Source organism: Lysobacter gummosus (assembly GCF_001442805.1).
Taxonomy (GTDB): domain Bacteria; phylum Pseudomonadota; class Gammaproteobacteria; order Xanthomonadales; family Xanthomonadaceae; genus Lysobacter; species Lysobacter gummosus.
In genome coordinates this window covers 4,216,419-4,234,819 of record NZ_CP011131.1, presented here as the reverse complement: position 1 = coordinate 4,234,819, position 18,401 = coordinate 4,216,419, and the positions used below count along the sequence as shown (strand labels likewise).

12 protein-coding genes are annotated in these 18,401 nt (G+C 63.8%); all 12 read left to right on the top strand.

Annotated elements, in window-relative coordinates; translation table 11 throughout:
• The first annotated feature begins 249 nt into the window (after positions 1 to 249).
• On the top strand, positions 250 to 678 hold the full coding sequence (gene rplK, locus LG3211_RS17130) for a 50S ribosomal protein L11 (protein ID WP_036115418.1): 429 nt from the start codon (positions 250 to 252) through the stop codon (positions 676 to 678).
• Positions 679 to 680: 2 nt separating this feature from the next.
• Complete coding sequence (gene rplA / locus LG3211_RS17125; protein ID WP_057943886.1) at positions 681 to 1,379, top strand: 50S ribosomal protein L1; 699 nt, start codon at positions 681 to 683, stop codon at positions 1,377 to 1,379.
• A gap of 530 nt (positions 1,380 to 1,909) precedes the next feature.
• Complete coding sequence (rplJ, locus tag LG3211_RS17120) at positions 1,910 to 2,443, top strand: 50S ribosomal protein L10 (protein WP_057943885.1); 534 nt, start codon at positions 1,910 to 1,912, stop codon at positions 2,441 to 2,443.
• A gap of 71 nt (positions 2,444 to 2,514) precedes the next feature.
• A complete protein-coding gene (gene rplL / locus LG3211_RS17115) occupies positions 2,515 to 2,886 on the top strand; it encodes a 50S ribosomal protein L7/L12 (RefSeq protein ID WP_057943884.1) in 372 nt (123 codons plus the stop codon).
• Positions 2,887 to 3,227: 341 nt separating this feature from the next.
• Positions 3,228 to 7,397: a DNA-directed RNA polymerase subunit beta gene (gene rpoB, locus LG3211_RS17110; protein WP_057943883.1), complete on the top strand. Its 4,170-nt coding sequence runs from the start codon at positions 3,228 to 3,230 to the stop codon at positions 7,395 to 7,397.
• A gap of 130 nt (positions 7,398 to 7,527) precedes the next feature.
• Complete coding sequence (rpoC, locus tag LG3211_RS17105) at positions 7,528 to 11,754, top strand: DNA-directed RNA polymerase subunit beta' (RefSeq protein ID WP_057943882.1); 4,227 nt, start codon at positions 7,528 to 7,530, stop codon at positions 11,752 to 11,754.
• Positions 11,755 to 12,164: 410 nt separating this feature from the next.
• Complete coding sequence (gene rpsL / locus LG3211_RS17100) at positions 12,165 to 12,539, top strand: 30S ribosomal protein S12 (protein WP_036115437.1); 375 nt, start codon at positions 12,165 to 12,167, stop codon at positions 12,537 to 12,539.
• 80 nt (positions 12,540 to 12,619) lie between these two features.
• Positions 12,620 to 13,087: a 30S ribosomal protein S7 gene (gene rpsG / locus LG3211_RS17095; RefSeq protein WP_057943881.1), complete on the top strand. Its 468-nt coding sequence runs from the start codon at positions 12,620 to 12,622 to the stop codon at positions 13,085 to 13,087.
• A gap of 144 nt (positions 13,088 to 13,231) precedes the next feature.
• The gene (fusA, locus tag LG3211_RS17090) at positions 13,232 to 15,352 is read left to right on the top strand and encodes an elongation factor G (protein ID WP_057943880.1); all 2,121 of its coding nucleotides are present in this window, start codon (positions 13,232 to 13,234) and stop codon (positions 15,350 to 15,352) included.
• A 167-nt stretch (positions 15,353 to 15,519) separates the two neighbouring features.
• A complete protein-coding gene (tuf, locus tag LG3211_RS17085) occupies positions 15,520 to 16,710 on the top strand; it encodes an elongation factor Tu (RefSeq protein WP_057943879.1) in 1,191 nt (396 codons plus the stop codon).
• Between the two features lie 711 nt (positions 16,711 to 17,421).
• Positions 17,422 to 17,733, top strand: coding sequence for a 30S ribosomal protein S10 (gene rpsJ, locus LG3211_RS17080; RefSeq protein ID WP_022968186.1), 312 nt, complete (start codon positions 17,422 to 17,424; stop codon positions 17,731 to 17,733).
• 10 nt (positions 17,734 to 17,743) lie between these two features.
• A complete protein-coding gene (gene rplC, locus LG3211_RS17075; RefSeq protein ID WP_057943878.1) occupies positions 17,744 to 18,400 on the top strand; it encodes a 50S ribosomal protein L3 in 657 nt (218 codons plus the stop codon).
• The last annotated feature ends 1 nt before the right edge of the window (position 18,401 follow it).

The window sequence follows — 18,401 nt, the reverse complement described above, 5'->3', positions numbered from 1 at the left end:
GCGCGTCCGGTCCCGCTCCGATCTGCGGGCTGCAAAGTCCGAAAAACCTGATATAGTGTGCGGCTCGCTGCCTTTGTGTGGCGAGCCTTGCCTGTTCGGCCGCCCTGCGCATTCGCTCTGGGCGGCTATCTGTGCAATTCAAGTGCTTGATTTTGAAGTGTTAAATTCAATACGCGATACCGGAACGCGCGATTTCCGGTCCGATGGGGAGCCTGCGGTCAAGGCGCTAGCACCCGGAGAGAAACCAAAATGGCAAAGAAAGTAGTCGGCTACATCAAGCTGCAGGTCAAGGCCGGTCAGGCCAACCCCTCGCCGCCGGTCGGTCCTGCGCTGGGTCAGCGCGGTCTGAACATCATGGAGTTCTGCAAAGCGTTCAACGCCGCGACCTCCAAGCTCGAGCCGGGTCTGCCGACGCCGGTCATCATCACGGCCTACTCGGACCGTACCTTCACCTTCGTCACCAAGTCGACCCCGGCTTCGGTGCTGCTGAAGAAGGCCGCGGGCATCACCTCCGGCTCCAAGCGCCCGAATACCGACAAGGTGGGCAAGGTCACCCGTAAGCAGCTCGAAGACATCGCCAAGGCGAAGGAAGCCGATCTGACCGCGGCCGATCTGGACGCGGCGGTGAAGACGATTGCGGGCTCCGCCCGCAGCATGGGTCTGGTGGTGGAGGGCTGATCATGGCAATCACGAAGCGCGAAAAAGCAATCAAGGCCGCCGTTGTTCCGGGTAAGGCTTACTCCTTCGACGAAGCCGTCAAGATCGTCAAGACCGCCACCAAGGCCAAGTTCGTCGAGTCCGTCGACGTGTCCGTCCGTCTGGGCGTGGACGCGAAGAAGTCCGACCAGCAGGTGCGCGGCTCGACCGTGCTGCCGGCCGGTACCGGCAAGTCGGTGCGCGTGGCGGTGTTCGCCCCCGCCGGCGCCAAGGCCGACGAGGCCCTGGCCGCGGGCGCCGAAGCTGTGGGTATGGACGATCTGGCCGAGAAGATGCAGGCCGGCGATCTGAACTACGACGTCGTCATCGCTACCCCGGACGCCATGCGCGTCGTCGGTAAGCTCGGTCAGGTGCTGGGCCCGCGCGGCCTGATGCCGAACCCGAAGGTCGGCACCGTCTCGGCCAATCCGGCTGAAGCGGTCAAGAACGCCAAGGGCGGCCAGGTGCGTTACCGCACCGACAAGGCCGGCATCATCCACTGCACCATCGGCAAGGTCTCCTTCGAGGACGGCTCGCTGAAGGACAACCTGCAGGCGCTGCTGCTCGACCTGATCAAGGCCAAGCCGTCCACCGCCAAGGGTCAGTACCTGCAGAAGATCTCGATCAGCTCGACCATGGGTCCGGGCGTGATCGTCGATCAGACCTCGCTGACTCTGAAGTGATGTCTCGGCGCTCCTGCGCATAGCGCGAGCGCCTTGCTTCACTCCGGTTGCAGCAACGAACAAGTCACTGGATTCCCGCTTTCGCGGGAATGACGAAACAAAGGCGAGCGGCGGTCCACTCCGCCGCAAGCCAAACTTTTGAGGGCATCGCCCCGGGCCCAGGCCCAAAGCGATAGCCGTCAAAGACCGCAGGCGCGGTCAGCGCGTACCGACGACGGGCAGGGAAGCTCGACACGGCAAGGAGTCGCCGTCGGTGCTAGCGGGATCGCTTAATTCGGACTCTTCGGAGCCGGGCCGGCGTAGATGGTGCCCCTACTGAAATTTTTCAGGAACGGCCACCACCGGGATGCCGCAGGCATCCCCGGCGCCCACGGACGGTCGCCGCCCAGGACCGCGAACGGCAGGAGCCGTAAGCGGAGTTAATAGTGCCGGGATTGGATGTTCGGGGATTGGGGATCGGTTGAAGTCGGCGAAAGCCGCTCCGTCGATTCCGGCTCGCGAATCCCGAATCCCGGCCTTGGAGGAGTGCAATGGCTCTTAATCTGTCTCAGAAGCAAGAAGTAGTCGCCGAACTGGCAGAAGTCGCTGCGAAGGCTCACTCCTTGATTGCCGCCGAGTACGCAGGCATCACGGTCGGTCAAATGACCGCGATGCGTAAAAAGGCTCGTGAAACCGGTGTGTACTTGCGTGTTGTCAAGAACACCCTGGCGTCGCGCGCCGTGGCTGGTACCGAATACGAGTGCGTCCAGGACAAGCTCGTCGGCCCGCTGCTGTATGCGTTCTCGACCGAAGAACCCGGCGCTGCCGGTCGTCTTATCAAGGAATTCGCCAAGGGCAACGACAAGCTGAAGGCCAAGGTCGTTGCGATGGGTGGTCAGGTGTATCCGGCCAGCCACGTCGATGTCCTCGCCTCTCTGCCGACCCTCGAGCAGGCCCTGGCCATGTTGGCCCGCGTCCTGTCCGAACCCGCCAGCATGTTCGCCCGTGCCGTCAAGGCCGTGGCCGACAAGCAGGGCGGCGGCGAAGTCGCTGCCGAAGCTCCGGCGGAAGCGGAACCGGCCTAATCGCCCGTCCGCGTTCGCGACCGCTTCACTGAACCCGATTCGAAAGATCAATATTTCCTGAGGTTATTCAAATGTCCCTTTCCAACGAACAAATCGTTGACGCCATCGCCGAAAAGACCCTGATGGAAGTCATGGAGCTGGTCCGTGCGATCGAAGAGAAGTTCGGCGTTTCCGCCGCTGCTCCGGTCGTCGCCGGCGTCGCCGCCGAAGCCGCCGCTCCGGTCGAAGAGCAGACCGAGTTCAACGTCATCCTGAAGGCTGCCGGCGACAAGAAGGTCGAAGTCATCAAGGCCGTGCGCGCCATCACCGGCCTGGGTCTGAAGGAAGCCAAGGACCTGGTCGAAGGCGCTCCGCAGACTGTCAAGGAAGCGGTCAACAAGGCCGACTCCGAGAAGTTCAAGAAGGATCTCGAAGCCGCTGGTGCGACTGTCGAAGTCAAGTAAGCAGTACTTGCGTCGCCGAGTTTCTTTGGCGACCACTGAAGGCTGGGGACGAAAGTCCCCGGCCTTTGGCCGTTCCACGGGATTGGTGATTCGGGATTAGGGATTCGAAACAGCGGCTTTTGTTTTTACGAATCCCTAATCCCGAATCACCAATCCCGGCAATACGAGTTGGCAGTTGGAAGTAGCGGGAGAAGGCGTGCTGGTGCCGGCAATACCAGCGACTTCCCACTGGCAATTTTAGTTTTCAGACATTAGTCCCTGAACCGCGGACGCGCGGTTCGCCCGGAAGGCGCCAAGCGCGGCTTTCCCGGCCCCACAGCTAATCGAGGCGGTAGCTCACCATGACCACAGCTTCCACGACGCAGCAATATTCGTTCACCGAAAAGAAGCGCATCCGCAAGGATTTCGGTAAGCGCAAATCCATCCTCGAAGTTCCCTTCCTGCTCGCGATCCAGGTCGATTCCTACCGCGAATTCCTGCAGGAAAATATCGACCCGGCCAAGCGCGCCGATCGCGGCTTGCACGCGGCCCTCAAGTCGGTGTTCCCGATTTCCAGCTACAGCGGCAACGCCGCGCTCGAGTACGTGGGCTACAAGCTCGGCGACCCGGTGTTCGACGAGCGCGAATGCCGTAACCGCGGCCTGTCCTACGGCGCTCCGCTGCGCGTGACCGTGCGCCTGGTGATCTACGATCGCGAGTCCTCGACCAAGGCCATCAAGTACGTGAAGGAGCAGGAGGTCTACATGGGCGAGATTCCGCTCATGACCGACAACGGCACCTTCATCGTCAACGGCACCGAACGCGTCATCGTCTCGCAGCTGCACCGCTCGCCGGGCGTGTTCTTCGATCACGACCGCGGCAAGACCCACAGCTCGGGCAAGCTGCTGTACAGCGCCCGCATCATTCCGTATCGCGGCTCGTGGCTCGACTTCGAGTACGACCCGAAGGATGCGCTGTTCACCCGTATCGACCGTCGCCGCAAGCTGCCGGTGACCGTGCTGCTGCGCGCGCTGGGCTACAACAACACCGAGATGCTGGCCGAGTTCTTCGAGATCAACACCTTCCACATCATGCCCGAGGGCGTGCAGTGGGAACTGGTCTCCGAGCGCCTGCGCGGCGAAACCCTCGACTTCGATCTGGCCGACGGCGACAAGGTCATCGTCGAAGCCGGCAAGCGCATCACCGCGCGCCACGTGAAGCAGATGGAACAGTCCGGCATCGCCGCGCTGGCCGTGCCCGACGCCTATCTGGTCGGCCGCATCCTGTCGCACGACGTGGTCGATACCAAGTCCGGCGAACTGCTGGCTTCGGCCAACGACGAAATCAGCGAAGAACAGCTCGCCGCGTTCCGCAAGGCCGGCATCGAAATGGTCGGCACGATCTGGGTCAACGACCTCGACCGCGGCCCGTACATCTCCAACACCCTGCGCATCGATCCGTCCAAGACCCAGCTCGAAGCGCTGGTCGAGATCTACCGCATGATGCGTCCCGGCGAGCCGCCGACCAAGGACGCCGCGCAGAACCTGTTCCACAACCTGTTCTTCACCTTCGAGCGCTACGACCTGTCGGGCGTGGGCCGGATGAAGTTCAACCGCCGCATCGGCCGCAAGGAAACCCTCGGCGCCTCGGTGCTGTACGACGCCAAGTACTTTGCCGAGCGCAAGGACGAAGAGTCGGTGCGCCTGCGCAACGAGCTGGGCCAGACTTCGGACATCCTCGACGTCATCCGCGTGCTGACCGAGATCCGCAACGGTCGCGGCGTGGTCGACGACATCGATCACCTGGGCAACCGCCGCGTGCGTTCGGTCGGCGAAATGGCCGAGAACACCTTCCGCGTCGGCCTGGTCCGCGTCGAGCGCGCGGTCAAGGAGCGCCTGTCGATGGCCGAGTCCGAAGGCCTGACGCCGCAGGAACTCATCAACGCCAAGCCTGTAGCCGCCGCGATCAAGGAGTTCTTCGGCTCCTCGCAGCTGTCGCAGTTCATGGATCAGAACAACCCGCTGTCGGAAGTCACGCACAAGCGTCGCGTGTCGGCCCTCGGCCCGGGCGGCCTGACCCGCGAACGCGCCGGCTTCGAAGTGCGCGACGTGCACCCGACCCATTACGGCCGCGTGTGCACCATCGAAACGCCTGAAGGCCCGAACATCGGCCTGATCAATTCGCTGGCTGTGTTCGCCCGCACCAACAAGTACGGCTTCCTCGAGACGCCGTACCGCAAGGTCGTGGACGGCAAGGTCACCGACGACGTCGAGTTCCTGTCGGCGATCGAAGAGAACGAGTACGTCATCGCCCAGGCCAACGCGCCGCAGGACGACAAGGGCATGATCACCGCCCAGTTCGTCGCCTGCCGCTTCCAGGGCGAAACCTTGCTCAAGCCGCCGTCCGAGATCCACTTCATGGACGTCTCGCCGATGCAGACCGTGTCGGTCGCCGCCGCGCTGGTTCCGTTCCTGGAGCACGACGACGCCAACCGCGCGCTGATGGGCGCGAACATGCAGCGCCAGGCCGTTCCGACCCTGCGTTCGCAGAAGCCGCTGGTCGGCACCGGCATCGAGCGCGCCGTGGCGCGCGACTCGGGCGTGACGGTGAACGCGCTGCGCGGCGGCACGATCGAGCAGATCGACGCGGCCCGCATCGTGGTCAAGGTCAACGAGAGCGAAATCTCCGGCGTCACCGATGCCGGCGTGGACATCTACAACCTGATCAAGTACACGCGTTCGAACCAGAACACCTGTATCAACCAGAGCCCGCTGGTCAAGGTCGGCGACGTGATCGCCCGCGGCGACGTGCTGGCCGACGGTCCCTCGACCGACATCGGCGAGCTCGCGCTCGGCCAGAACATGCTGGTCGCGTTCATGCCGTGGAACGGCTACAACTTCGAAGACTCGATCCTGCTCTCCGAGCGCGTGGTCGAAGAGGATCGCTACACCACGATCCACATCGAAGAGCTGACCTGCTCGGCGCGCGATACCAAGCTGGGACCGGAAGAAATCTCCGCCGACATCCCGAACGTCTCCGAGCAGGCATTGAACCGCCTCGACGAGTCGGGCGTGGTCTACATCGGCGCGGAAGTGCGTGCCGGCGACATCCTGGTCGGCAAGGTCACGCCGAAGGGCGAGTCGCAGCTGACTCCGGAAGAGAAGCTTCTGCGCGCGATCTTCGGCGAGAAGGCTTCCGACGTTAAGGACAGCTCGCTGCGCGTGCCCCCGGGCATGGACGGCACCGTCATCGACGTGCAGGTCTTCACCCGCGACGGCATCGAGAAGGACAAGCGCGCCCGTCAGATCGAAGAGTCGGAAATCCGCCGCGTCAAGAAGGACTTCGACGACCAGTTCCGCATCCTGGAAGCGGCCATCTACGATCGCCTGCGCACGCAGCTGATCGGCAAGATCGCCAACGGCGGCGCCGGCCTGAAGAAGGGCGACACCGTCACTTCCCTGGTGCTGGACGGTCTGAAGAAGTCCGACTGGTTCACCCTGCGCATGAAGGACGAGGAAGCGATCGAGGCGATCGAGCGCGCGCAGAAGCAGATCGACGTCCATCAGAAGGAATTCGATCGCCGCTTCGCCGACAAGCGCGGCAAGATCACCCAGGGCGACGACCTCGCGCCGGGCATCCTCAAGACGGTCAAGGTGTTCCTGGCGGTCAAGCGCCGTATCCAGCCGGGCGACAAGATGGCCGGCCGTCACGGCAACAAGGGTGTCGTGTCCACGATCGTTCCGGTCGAGGACATGCCGTACGCGGCCGACGGCCAGACCGTCGATATCGTGCTGAACCCGCTGGGCGTGCCGTCGCGTATGAACATCGGCCAGATCCTGGAAGTGCATCTGGGCTGGGCCGCCAAGGGCCTGGGTCAGAAGATCCAGCGCATGCTGGAGGCGCAGCAGAAGATCTCCGAACTGCGCAAGTTCCTCGACGACATCTACAACCACGACCAGAAGCTGCACGGTCAGCGCGTGGATCTGAAGCAGTTCACCGATGAGGAACTGCTGACGCTCGCACACAACCTGACCGACGGCGTGCCGATGGCGACGCCGGTGTTCGACGGCGCGGCCGAAGTCGAGATCAAGCGCATGCTCGAACTGGCCGAACTGCCGAGCAGCGGCCAGGCCGTGCTGCACGACGGCCGTACCGGCGAGGCCTTCGAGCGTCCGGTGACGATCGGCTACATGCACATGCTGAAGCTGAACCACCTGGTCGACGACAAGATGCACGCGCGTTCGACCGGTCCGTACTCGCTCGTCACCCAGCAGCCGCTGGGCGGCAAGGCGCAGTTCGGCGGCCAGCGTTTCGGCGAAATGGAAGTCTGGGCGCTGGAAGCCTACGGCGCGGCCTACACCCTGCAGGAAATGCTGACGGTGAAGTCCGACGACGTGCAGGGCCGCAACCAGATGTACAAGAACATCGTCGACGGCGAGTACGAGATGGTCGCCGGCATGCCGGAGTCCTTCAACGTGCTGGTGAAGGAAATTCGCTCGCTCGCGATCAACATGGAGCTGGAAGAGAACTGAGAGCCGTGAATGGGGAATCGGGAATCGGGAGTCGTCGAAGCAAAAGCTGCATCTGCCGACGATCCCCGATGACCTGGTTCCCCGCCTCTGACGATTCCCAATTCTCGATTCCCGATTCTCGGAGAAACCCATGAAAGACTTGCTCAATCTCTTCAACCAGCAGCGTCCCGCGCTGGACTTCGACGCGATCAAGATCGCGTTGGCTTCTCCCGACCTGATCCGTTCGTGGTCGTTCGGCGAAGTGAAGAAGCCGGAAACCATCAACTACCGTACCTTCAAGCCCGAACGCGACGGCCTGTTCTGCGCCGCGATCTTCGGGCCGATCAAGGACTACGAGTGCCTGTGCGGCAAGTACAAGCGCATGAAGCACCGTGGCGTGGTCTGCGAGAAGTGCGGCACCGAAGTCACGCTGGCCAAGGTCCGCCGCGAACGCATGGGTCACATCGACCTGGCTTCGCCGGTCGCCCACATCTGGTTCCTCAAGTCGCTGCCCTCGCGTATCGGCCTGATGCTGGACATGACCCTGCGCGACATCGAGCGCATCCTGTACTTCGAAGCCTATGTCGTGACCGAACCGGGTCTGACCCCGATGGAACGCGGCAACCTGCTGACCGAAGAGCAGTACCTGACCGCGCGCCAGGAGCACGGCGACGACTTCGAAGCCGCCATGGGCGCCGAAGCCGTCTACGACCTGCTGCGCACGATCGATCTGCAGGCCGAGATGCTGCAGCTGAAGGAAGAGATCGCCTCGACCAACAGCGAAACCAAGCTCAAGCGCCTGACCAAGCGCATCAAGCTGGTCGAAGCCTTCCTTGAATCCGGCAACCGTCCGGAGTGGATGGTCATGACCGTGCTGCCGGTGCTGCCGCCGGACCTGCGTCCGCTGGTCCCGCTGGAAGGCGGCCGCTTCGCGACCTCCGACCTCAACGACCTGTACCGCCGCGTCATCAACCGCAACAACCGCCTGCGCCGCCTGCTCGAACTCAATGCGCCCGACATCATCGTGCGCAACGAGAAGCGCATGCTGCAGGAGTCGGTCGACGCCCTGATGGACAACGGCCGCCGCGGCCGCGCCATCACCGGCACCAACAAGCGCCCGCTCAAGTCGCTGGCCGACATGATCAAGGGCAAGCAGGGCCGGTTCCGTCAGAACCTGCTCGGCAAGCGCGTTGACTACTCGGGCCGTTCGGTCATCGTGGTCGGCCCGACCCTGCGCCTGCACGAGTGCGGCCTGCCGAAGAAGATGGCGCTGGAGCTGTTCAAGCCCTTCATCTTCGCCAAGCTGCAGCGTCGCGGCCTGGCGACCACGATCAAGGCCGCCAAGAAGCTGGTCGAGCGCGAAGAAGCGGAAGTCTGGGACATCCTCGAAGAGGTGATCCGCGAGCATCCGGTGCTGTTGAACCGCGCGCCGACCCTGCACCGCCTGGGCATCCAGGCGTTCGAGCCGGTGTTGATCGAAGGCAAGGCCATTCAGCTGCACCCGCTGGTCTGCACCGCGTTCAACGCCGACTTCGACGGTGACCAGATGGCCGTCCACGTGCCGCTCTCGCTGGAAGCCCAGCTGGAAGCGCGCGCGCTGATGATGGCGTCGAACAACATCCTCTCGCCGGCCAACGGCGAGCCGATCATCGTGCCGTCGCAGGACGTCGTGCTGGGTCTGTACTACATGACCCGCGCCTTGGAGAACAAGGCGGGCGAGGGCATGGTGTTCGCCAACGTCGCCGAAGTGAAGCGCGCCTACGACAACCGCGTCGTGCAGATCCACGCCAAGGTCAAGGTCCGCATCAGCGAGATCGTGATCAACGAGGACGGCACCCGCGAGCCCAAGACCTCGATCGTCGACACCACCGTCGGCCGCGCCCTGCTGCGCGAGATCCTGCCCGACGGCCTGCCGTACGCGCTGGCCAACACCGAGCTGACCAAGAAGAACATCAGTCGTCTGATCAACTCGTGCTACCGCATGCTCGGCCTGAAGGACACCGTCGTGTTCGCCGACCGCCTGATGTACACCGGCTTCGCTTACGCGACCCGCGCCGGCGTCTCCATCGGCATCGACGACATGATCATCCCGGGCGAGAAGAAGGGCATCCTGGCCGAGGCCGAGACCGAAGTGCTGGAAATCCAGCAGCAGTACCAGTCCGGTCTGGTCACCGCCGGCGAGCGCTACAACAAGGTCGTCGATATCTGGTCGCGCACGAACGAGCGCGTGGCCAAGGCGATGATGGACGCGATCGGCACCGACACCGTCGCCAATGCGGAAGGCAAGATGGTTCCGCAGAAGTCGATGAACTCGATTTACATCATGGCCGACTCCGGCGCGCGTGGTTCGCAGGCGCAGATCCGTCAGCTGGCCGGTATGCGCGGCCTGATGGCGCGTCCCGACGGCTCGATCATCGAAACGCCGATCACCGCGAACTTCCGCGAAGGCCTGAACGTTCTTCAGTACTTCATCTCGACCCACGGCGCGCGTAAGGGCCTGGCCGATACCGCGTTGAAGACGGCGAACTCGGGTTACCTGACCCGTCGTCTGGTCGACGTGGCGCAGGACGTGGTGATCACCGAAGACGACTGCGGCACGCTCGAAGGTCTGACCATGACCCCGATCGTCGAAGGCGGCGACGTGGTCGAACCGCTGCGCGATCGCGTGCTGGGCCGCGTCGTGGCCGAGGACGTGTTCCTGCCGGGCAACGACGAAGATCCGATCGTCACCCGCAACACCCTGCTCGACGAAGCCTGGGTGGCCAAGCTCGAGGACGCCAGCGTCCAGTCGATCAAGGTCCGCTCCACGATCACCTGCACCAGCAGCTTCGGCGTGTGCGCGAACTGCTACGGTCGCGACCTCGGCCGCGGCCACCTGGTCAACCACGGCGAAGCGGTCGGCGTCGTCGCCGCTCAGTCGATCGGCGAGCCCGGCACCCAGCTGACCATGCGTACCTTCCACATCGGTGGTGCGGCATCGCGAGCTGCGGCGATCGACAACGTCACGGTCAAGACCACCGGTTCGATCAAGTTCAACAACCTCAAGCACGTCGGTCACGCCAACGGTCACCTGGTCGCGGTCTCGCGTTCGGGCGAACTGTCGGTGCTCGACCCGCACGGCCGCGAGCGCGAGCGCTACAAGCTGCCGTACGGCGCGACCGTCAACATCAAGGACGGCGCCGAGATCAAGGCCGGCCAGACCGTCGCCAACTGGGATCCGCATAACCACCCGATCGTTTCGGAAGTCGCCGGTTTCATTCGCTTCATCGACTTCGTCGATGGCGTGACCGTGATCGAGAAGACCGACGAACTCACCGGCCTGGCCTCGCGCGAAATCACCGATCCCAAGCGTCGCGGTTCGCAGGGCAAGGATCTGCGTCCGATCGTGCGCATCGTCGATAAGAACGGCAAGGATCTGTCGATCCCCAACACCGATCTGCCGGCGCAGTACCTGCTGCCGCCGCGTTCGATCGTCAACCTGCAGGACGGCGCCGCGGTCGGCGTGGGCGACGTGGTCGCCAAGATCCCGCAGGAAGCGTCGAAGACCCGCGACATCACCGGTGGTCTGCCGCGCGTGGCCGACTTGTTCGAAGCGCGCAAGCCCAAGGACCCGGCGATCCTGGCGGAAGTCTCCGGCATCGTCAGCTTCGGCAAGGACACCAAGGGCAAGCAGCGCCTGATCATCAAGCAGGCCGACGGTGAAGAGCACGAAGAGCTGATCCCGAAGTACCGCCAGATCATCGTGTTCGAAGGCGAGCACGTGGAGAAGGGCGAGACCGTGGTGGACGGCGAGCCGAGCCCGCAGGACATCCTGCGCCTGCTCGGCGTGGAGCCCCTGGCCGTGTACCTGACCAAGGAAATCCAGGACGTCTACCGCCTGCAGGGCGTGAAGATCAACGACAAGCACATCGAAGTGATCGTCCGTCAGATGCTGCGCAAGGTCGAAATCACCGACCACGGCGACAGCAAGTTCCTGCACGGCGAGCAGATCGAGCGTCAGCGCTTCGTCGAAGAGAACGCGCGTCTGCTGGCCCGTAACCTGATCCCGGCCAAGTACGACCCGGTCCTGCTGGGCATCACCAAGGCCTCGCTGGCGACGGAATCGTTCATTTCGGCGGCGTCCTTCCAGGAAACCACCCGCGTGCTGACCGAGGCCGCCGTGCGCGGTACCCGCGATGGCCTGCGCGGCCTGAAGGAAAACGTGATCGTCGGCCGTCTGATCCCGGCCGGCACCGGCCTGGCGTACCACACCCAGCGCCGCAAGAACGCTTCTGGTCTGACCGACCAGGAGATGGAAGCGCTGTCCGGTCCGGTCGTTGCGGTCGAGGCTCCGGCCCCGGCGGCGGCCGAAGCGGTGACCGGCGACGACAACGCGTAAGCGCTGATCGCTCCGACGCGGTTCCAGAACAAGGCGGGCAGCGATGCCCGCCTTGTTTTTTGCCCGCTCCCCCGGCGCGGCCGGCGTGGGGCGGGGCGGCGCCGATTGGGGCTGGCAAAACCGGCGAAGTGTGCTATCTTCGCAGACCGGATCAACCCGTATGGGCTGAATCCCAGATCACGAAATTAGGCGCAGGGAGCGCCTAGTGTTCGGCCCAAGGCAGGGCGGGATCAATCGAATAGGTATGGAGTCGGCGCAAACAGGCGCTGGTTCTGCTTGTTCGTGTCGCCTGCGTTGACGGAAACGTTCAGCGCGGGCTATACTTTTTCGTCTCGGCAGGTCGGAAGTCTTCGGCGTGCCGTTTGTTTCTCACGAAGCGGCCGCCCGGCCCCTCAATACAAGAGTTCTAGATGGCAACCATCAATCAGCTCGTCCGCAAGCCGCGGCAGGCGACCACCTACAAGAGCGCCTCGCCGGCGCTCGCGAACTGCCCGCAGCGTCGCGGCGTTTGCACCCGCGTGTACACCACGACCCCGAAGAAGCCGAACTCGGCTCTGCGTAAGGTCGCCAAGGTGCGCCTGACCAACGGTTACGAAGTCATTTCGTACATCGGCGGCGAAGGCCACAACCTGCAGGAGCACTCGGTCGTGCTGATCCGCGGCGGTCGCGTCAAGGACCTGCCGGGCGTGCGCTACCACACCGTGCGCGGCTCGCTCGACGCCGCCGGTGTGGCCAAGCGTCGCCAGAGCCGCTCCAAGTACGGCGCCAAGCGTCCGAAGTCCTAAGCGCGTCGCTGCCTCGGCGAGCGCCCGGCGCCGCCACCCGCCAGCACGTCTGTCAAGAATCAAGAAAATAGGTACGCACCATGTCGCGTAAAGGTTCCACCCCACAGCGTTCGGTTCTGCCCGATCCCAAGCACGGCAGCGAGACGATCGCGCGCTTCATCAATATGGTCATGCAGAGCGGCAAGAAGTCCGTCGCCGAGAAGATCGTTTACGGCGCAATGGACGTCATCGGTGAAAAGAATCCGAACGCCCTTGAGCTGGTCGAGAAGGCGCTGACCAATGTGTCGCCGTCGGTCGAAGTGAAGTCGCGTCGCGTCGGCGGCGCCACCTACCAGGTGCCGGTCGAAGTTCGCACCTCGCGCCGCATGGCGCTGGCGATGCGTTGGCTGATCGAATCCGCGCGCAAGCGCGGCGAGAGCTCGATGCCGCGCAAGCTGGCCGCCGAGCTGCTCGATGCTTCGGAAAACCGCGGCGCGGCGATCAAGAAGCGCGAAGAGACCCACCGCATGGCGGAAGCGAACCGCGCGTTCGCCCACTACCGCTGGTGATCTAAGCGCCCTGGCGACAGGGCCTTCGCAACATCCGCATGAGATGTTGCCGCGGCGGCGTAAAGGCCGCCTTGCGAACCGGAGGCCGCCGATAAGGCGGCGTCCGGCCATCTGGAATTCGAAAACTTATTACGAGAGGGTCCCGTGGCTCGCACCACTCCCATCGAGCGTTACCGCAACTTCGGCATCATGGCTCACATCGATGCCGGCAAGACCACGACTTCCGAGCGCATCCTGTTCTACACCGGCGTCAGCCACAAGATCGGCGAAGTGCACGAAGGTGCCGCGACGATGGACTGGATGGAGCAGGAGCAGGAACGCGGCATCACCATCACTTCCGCCGCGACCACCGCGTTCTGGAAGGGCATGGACAAGTCGCTGCCCGAACACCGCTTCAACATCATCGACACCCCCGGACACGTGGACTTCACCATCGAAGTGGAGCGCTCGCTGCGCGTCCTCGACGGTGCGGTGTTCGTGCTGTGCGCCGTCGGTGGCGTGCAGCCGCAGTCGGAGACCGTGTGGCGTCAGGCCAACAAGTACTCCGTGCCGCGCATGGCGTTCGTCAACAAGATGGACCGCACCGGCGCCAACTTCGACAAGGTCGTCGAGCAGCTGAAGGCGCGCCTGGGCGCGTACGCTGTGCCGATGCAGGTGCCGATCGGCGCTGAAGAAGGCTTCGAGGGCGTGGTCGATCTGCTCAAGATGAAGGCGATCCATTGGGACGTCGCATCGCAGGGCACCAAGTTCGAGTACCGCGACATCCCGGCCGACCTGCAAGCCCGTGCCGACGAAGCTCGCGCGTTCATGATCGAAGCCGCGGCGGAAGCCTCGGAAGAGTTCATGGACAAGTACCTCAACGAGGGCGAGCTGTCCGAGGAAGAGATCGTCGCCGGTCTGCGCGCGCGCACCCTGCGCGTCGAGATCGTGCCGGTGTTCTGCGGCTCGGCGTTCAAGAACAAGGGCGTTCAGGCCATGCTCGACGGCGTGATCAACCTGCTGCCGTCGCCGTCCGATCGTCCGCCGGTGGCGGGCATCGACGAAGACGACAAGGAAGACACCCGCAAGGCGTCCGACGCAGAGCCGTTCTCGGCGCTGGCGTTCAAGATCATGACCGACCCGTTCGTGGGTTCGCTGACCTTCTTCCGCGTCTACTCGGGCGTGCTCAATTCGGGCGACCAGGTGTACAACCCGGTCAAGTCGAAGAAAGAGCGCGTGGGCCGCATCCTGCAGATGCACGCCAACCAGCGCGATGAAATCAAGGAAGTCCGCGCCGGCGACATCGCTGCGGCGGTCGGCCTGAAGGACGTGACCACCGGCGACACGCTGTGCGCGCAGGATCACATCATCACCCTGGAACGCATGATCTTCCCGGAGCCCGTCATCTCGATGGCGGTCGAGCCCAAGACCAAGTCGGACCAGGAAAAGATGGGTATCGCCCTGGGCCGCCTGGCGCAGGAAGATCCTTCGTTCCGCGTGCGCACCGACGAAGAATCGGGTCAGACCATCATCGCCGGCATGGGCGAGCTGCACCTGGACATCCTCGTGGACCGCATGAAGCGCGAGTTCAACGTCGAAGCCAACGTCGGCAAGCCGCAGGTGGCGTACCGCGAGACCATCCGCAAGTCGGACGTCAAGTCGGACTACAAGCACGCCAAGCAGTCCGGCGGTAAGGGTCAGTACGGTCACGTCGTGATCGAGCTGTCGCCGATGAACGAGAAGGACCGCGCGAACGAGGACGTCGAGAACGATTTCCTGTTCGTCAACGACATCACCGGCGGCGTGATTCCGAAGGAATTCATCCCGGCGATCGAGAAGGGCCTGCGCGAAACCATCACCAGCGGTCCGCTGGCCGGCTTCCCGGTCGTGGGCGTCAAGGTCAAGTTGGTGTTCGGCTCGTACCACGACGTCGACTCCTCGGAAATGGCGTTCAAGCTCGCCGCGTCGATGGCGTTCAAGGAAGGTTTCCGCAAGGCCGATCCGGTCCTGCTGGAGCCGATGATGAAGGTCGAAGTCGTGACGCCGGAAGATTACGTCGGCGACGTGATGGGCGACTTGAGCCGTCGTCGCGGCCTGCTGCAGGGCCAGGACGACACGCCGTCGGGCAAGACCATCAACGCGATGGTGCCGCTGGGCGAAATGTTCGGTTACGCGACGACCATTCGTTCGCTGACCCAGGGTCGCGCCACCTTCACGATGGAATTCGATCACTACGCCGAGGCGCCGAACAACATCGCCGAGACCGTGATCAAGAAGGGCAACTGATAAGCGGGATTCGGGAGCGGGGATTCGGGATTCGCACAGCGGATTCCACCTGCTCCCGAAGACCTCGGTCGGCGCCGCATCGCGAAAATTTGCAAGGGATCGGGCCGCTTTCGATCGCCAATCCCAAATCCCGAATAACGAATCACAGAACTTAAGAGAGACACATCATGGCTAAGGGTAAATTCGAGCGCACCAAGCCGCACGTGAACGTCGGCACGATCGGTCACGTTGACCACGGCAAGACGACGCTGACGGCGGCGCTGACCAAGGTGGGCGCTGAGCGTTTCGGTGGCGAGTTCAAGGCGTACGACGCGATCGACGCGGCGCCGGAAGAGAAGGCTCGCGGCATCACGATTTCGACCGCGCACGTGGAATACGAATCGGCGAACCGCCATTACGCGCACGTCGATTGCCCGGGCCACGCGGACTACGTGAAGAACATGATCACGGGTGCGGCGCAGATGGACGGCGCGATTCTGGTGTGCTCGGCCGCTGACGGCCCGATGCCGCAGACGCGCGAGCACATCCTGCTGTCGCGTCAGGTCGGCGTGCCGTACATCGTCGTGTTCCTGAACAAGGCCGACATGGTGGACGACGCCGAGCTGCTGGAGCTGGTGGAGATGGAAGTCCGCGAGCTGCTGACCAAGTACGAGTTCCCGGGCGACGACACCCCGATCATCCACGGTTCGGCTCGTCTGGCGCTGGAAGGCGACCAGAGCGAAATCGGCGTGCCGGCGATCCTGAAGCTGGTCGATGCGCTGGATACGTTCATTCCGGAGCCGGAGCGCGCGATCGACAAGCCGTTCCTGATGCCGGTGGAAGACGTGTTCTCGATCTCGGGCCGCGGCACCGTGGTGACCGGTCGTATCGAACGCGGCATCGTGAAGGTGGGCGACGAAATCGAAATCGTCGGTATCCGTCCGACGCAGAAGACCACGGTTACGGGCGTGGAAATGTTCCGCAAGCTGCTGGACCAGGGTCAGGCGGGCGACAACGCCGGTCTGTTGCTGCGCGGCACCAAGCGTGACGACGTGGAGCGCGGCCAGGTGCTGTGCAAGCCGGGTTCGATCAAGCCGCACACCGACTTCGAAGCCGAAGTGTATGTGCTGTCGAAGGACGAAGGCGGCCGTCACACGCCGTTCTTCAAGGGCTACCGTCCGCAGTTCTACTTCCGCACCACCGACATCACCGGCGCTTGCGAGCTGCCGGAAGGCGTCGAGATGGTGATGCCGGGCGACAACGTGAAGATGGTGGTGTCGCTGATCAACCCGGTGGCGATGGACGAAGGTCTGCGTTTCGCGATTCGCGAAGGCGGCCGTACCGTCGGCGCCGGCGTGGTGGCGAAGATCATCAAGTGACGATTTGACCCGGGCACGCTTGCGCGCCCGGCTTTGTCGAATCGTCATCCCCGCGAAAGCGGGGGTGAGGCGACACCGCTTGCGACATGCGTTGAAGCGCATGTCGCGTGGCGCCGAGCGCCATCGCGCTATGCGCGATGGCCGGGTCGAAAGTCGGTGGCGAAGATCTTCGGTTCCAGCTTCATGCGTCAAGGTGGTGGCCCAGCCGGATCGCCACCGGATCCAAAGAAACCCGCGGCGGGCCCAGCCCGTCGCCGGTTTTCTCAACCGCAGTCCCGCGACCGCGATTGAGAAAACCGGTAGTCCAAGCCCGGCCCGGAGAGGGCAGGGGCCGTATTCATCGTCCGGGAGGCGGGTGCTTGCACTCTCCGATCGGATGCATGTAGAATGCGCGACCACCGTGCCACCCCTGTTTATTCCGGGGCGGCGCAACCAGCGAAATGAGGAGCAGGATGCGCCTCGTATTCGCCAGACAGGGACATGTCGCACGGCAGCGCTCCATACGTTCTGGGCCCTAGGGCATCCAAAGAACGCTAAATGGAGCCATTCGTGCGTTTTATTCCGTCTGGGCGGGCCGGGAGACCGGGCCGCCTTAGCTTTTCCAGGCAAGGAAGCTCCGGGGCGAGGGTGTTGCCCTGGAGTGTTTGCGTTTTCGTGGGGTCGGCGCACCCAGAAGCCGTCCCGTCGCTCTTTTAACCAAGGAATTCCGTCATGGCGGACCAAAAGATCCGGATCCGGCTCAAAGCGTACGATCATCGTCTGATCGACCGCTCGGCCAGCGAGATCGTCGAGACGGCCAAGCGGACCGGCGCGCAAGTGCGCGGCCCGATCCCGCTGCCGACCAAGATCGAGCGCTACACCGTCCTCGTCTCCCCGCACGTCGATAAGGACGCGCGCGACCAGTACGAGACCCGCACGCACAAGCGCGTGCTCGACATCGTAGACCCCAACGACAAGACCGTGGACGCGCTGATGAAGCTCGAACTCGCGGCTGGCGTTGATGTCCAGATCAAGCTGACCTGAGGCACCCACCATGACCGCGAAGAAATATTCGTTGGGCATCGTCGGTCGCAAGGCCGGCATGAGCCGCTTCTTCACTGAAGACGGCAAGTCGGTTCCGGTGACCCTCATCGAGGCGACCCCGAACCGCATTACCCAGATCAAGACCACGGAAACCGACGGCTACAGCGCCGTGCAGGTGACCGTCGGCGTGCGCCGCGCGGCGCTCGTCAACAAGCCCGAAGCCGGTCACCTCGCCAAGGCGAAGGTCGAAGCAGGCCGCGGCTTGTGGGAGCTGCGCGTGGAAGACGACAAGATCAACGCTTTCGAAGTGGGCGGCGAAATCAAGGCCGACATCTTCGAAGTGGGCCAGATCGTCGACGTCCAGGGCATCACCAAGGGCAAGGGCTTCCAGGGCACGATCAAGCGCTGGAACTTCAGCATGGGCGATGCGACGCACGGTAACTCGCTGTCGCACCGCTCGCCGGGTTCGATCGGCCAGCGCCAGACGCCGGGTCGCGTTTTCCCGGGCAAGAAGATGTCCGGTCACATGGGCGCCGTCCAGCAGAGCACGCAGGGCCTGGAAGTGGTCAAGGTCGACGCTGAGCGCGGCCTGATCGCGATCAAGGGCGCCGTGCCGGGCGCTCCGGGCGGTGACGTGATCGTCCGCCCGTCGAGCAAGGGAGCATAAC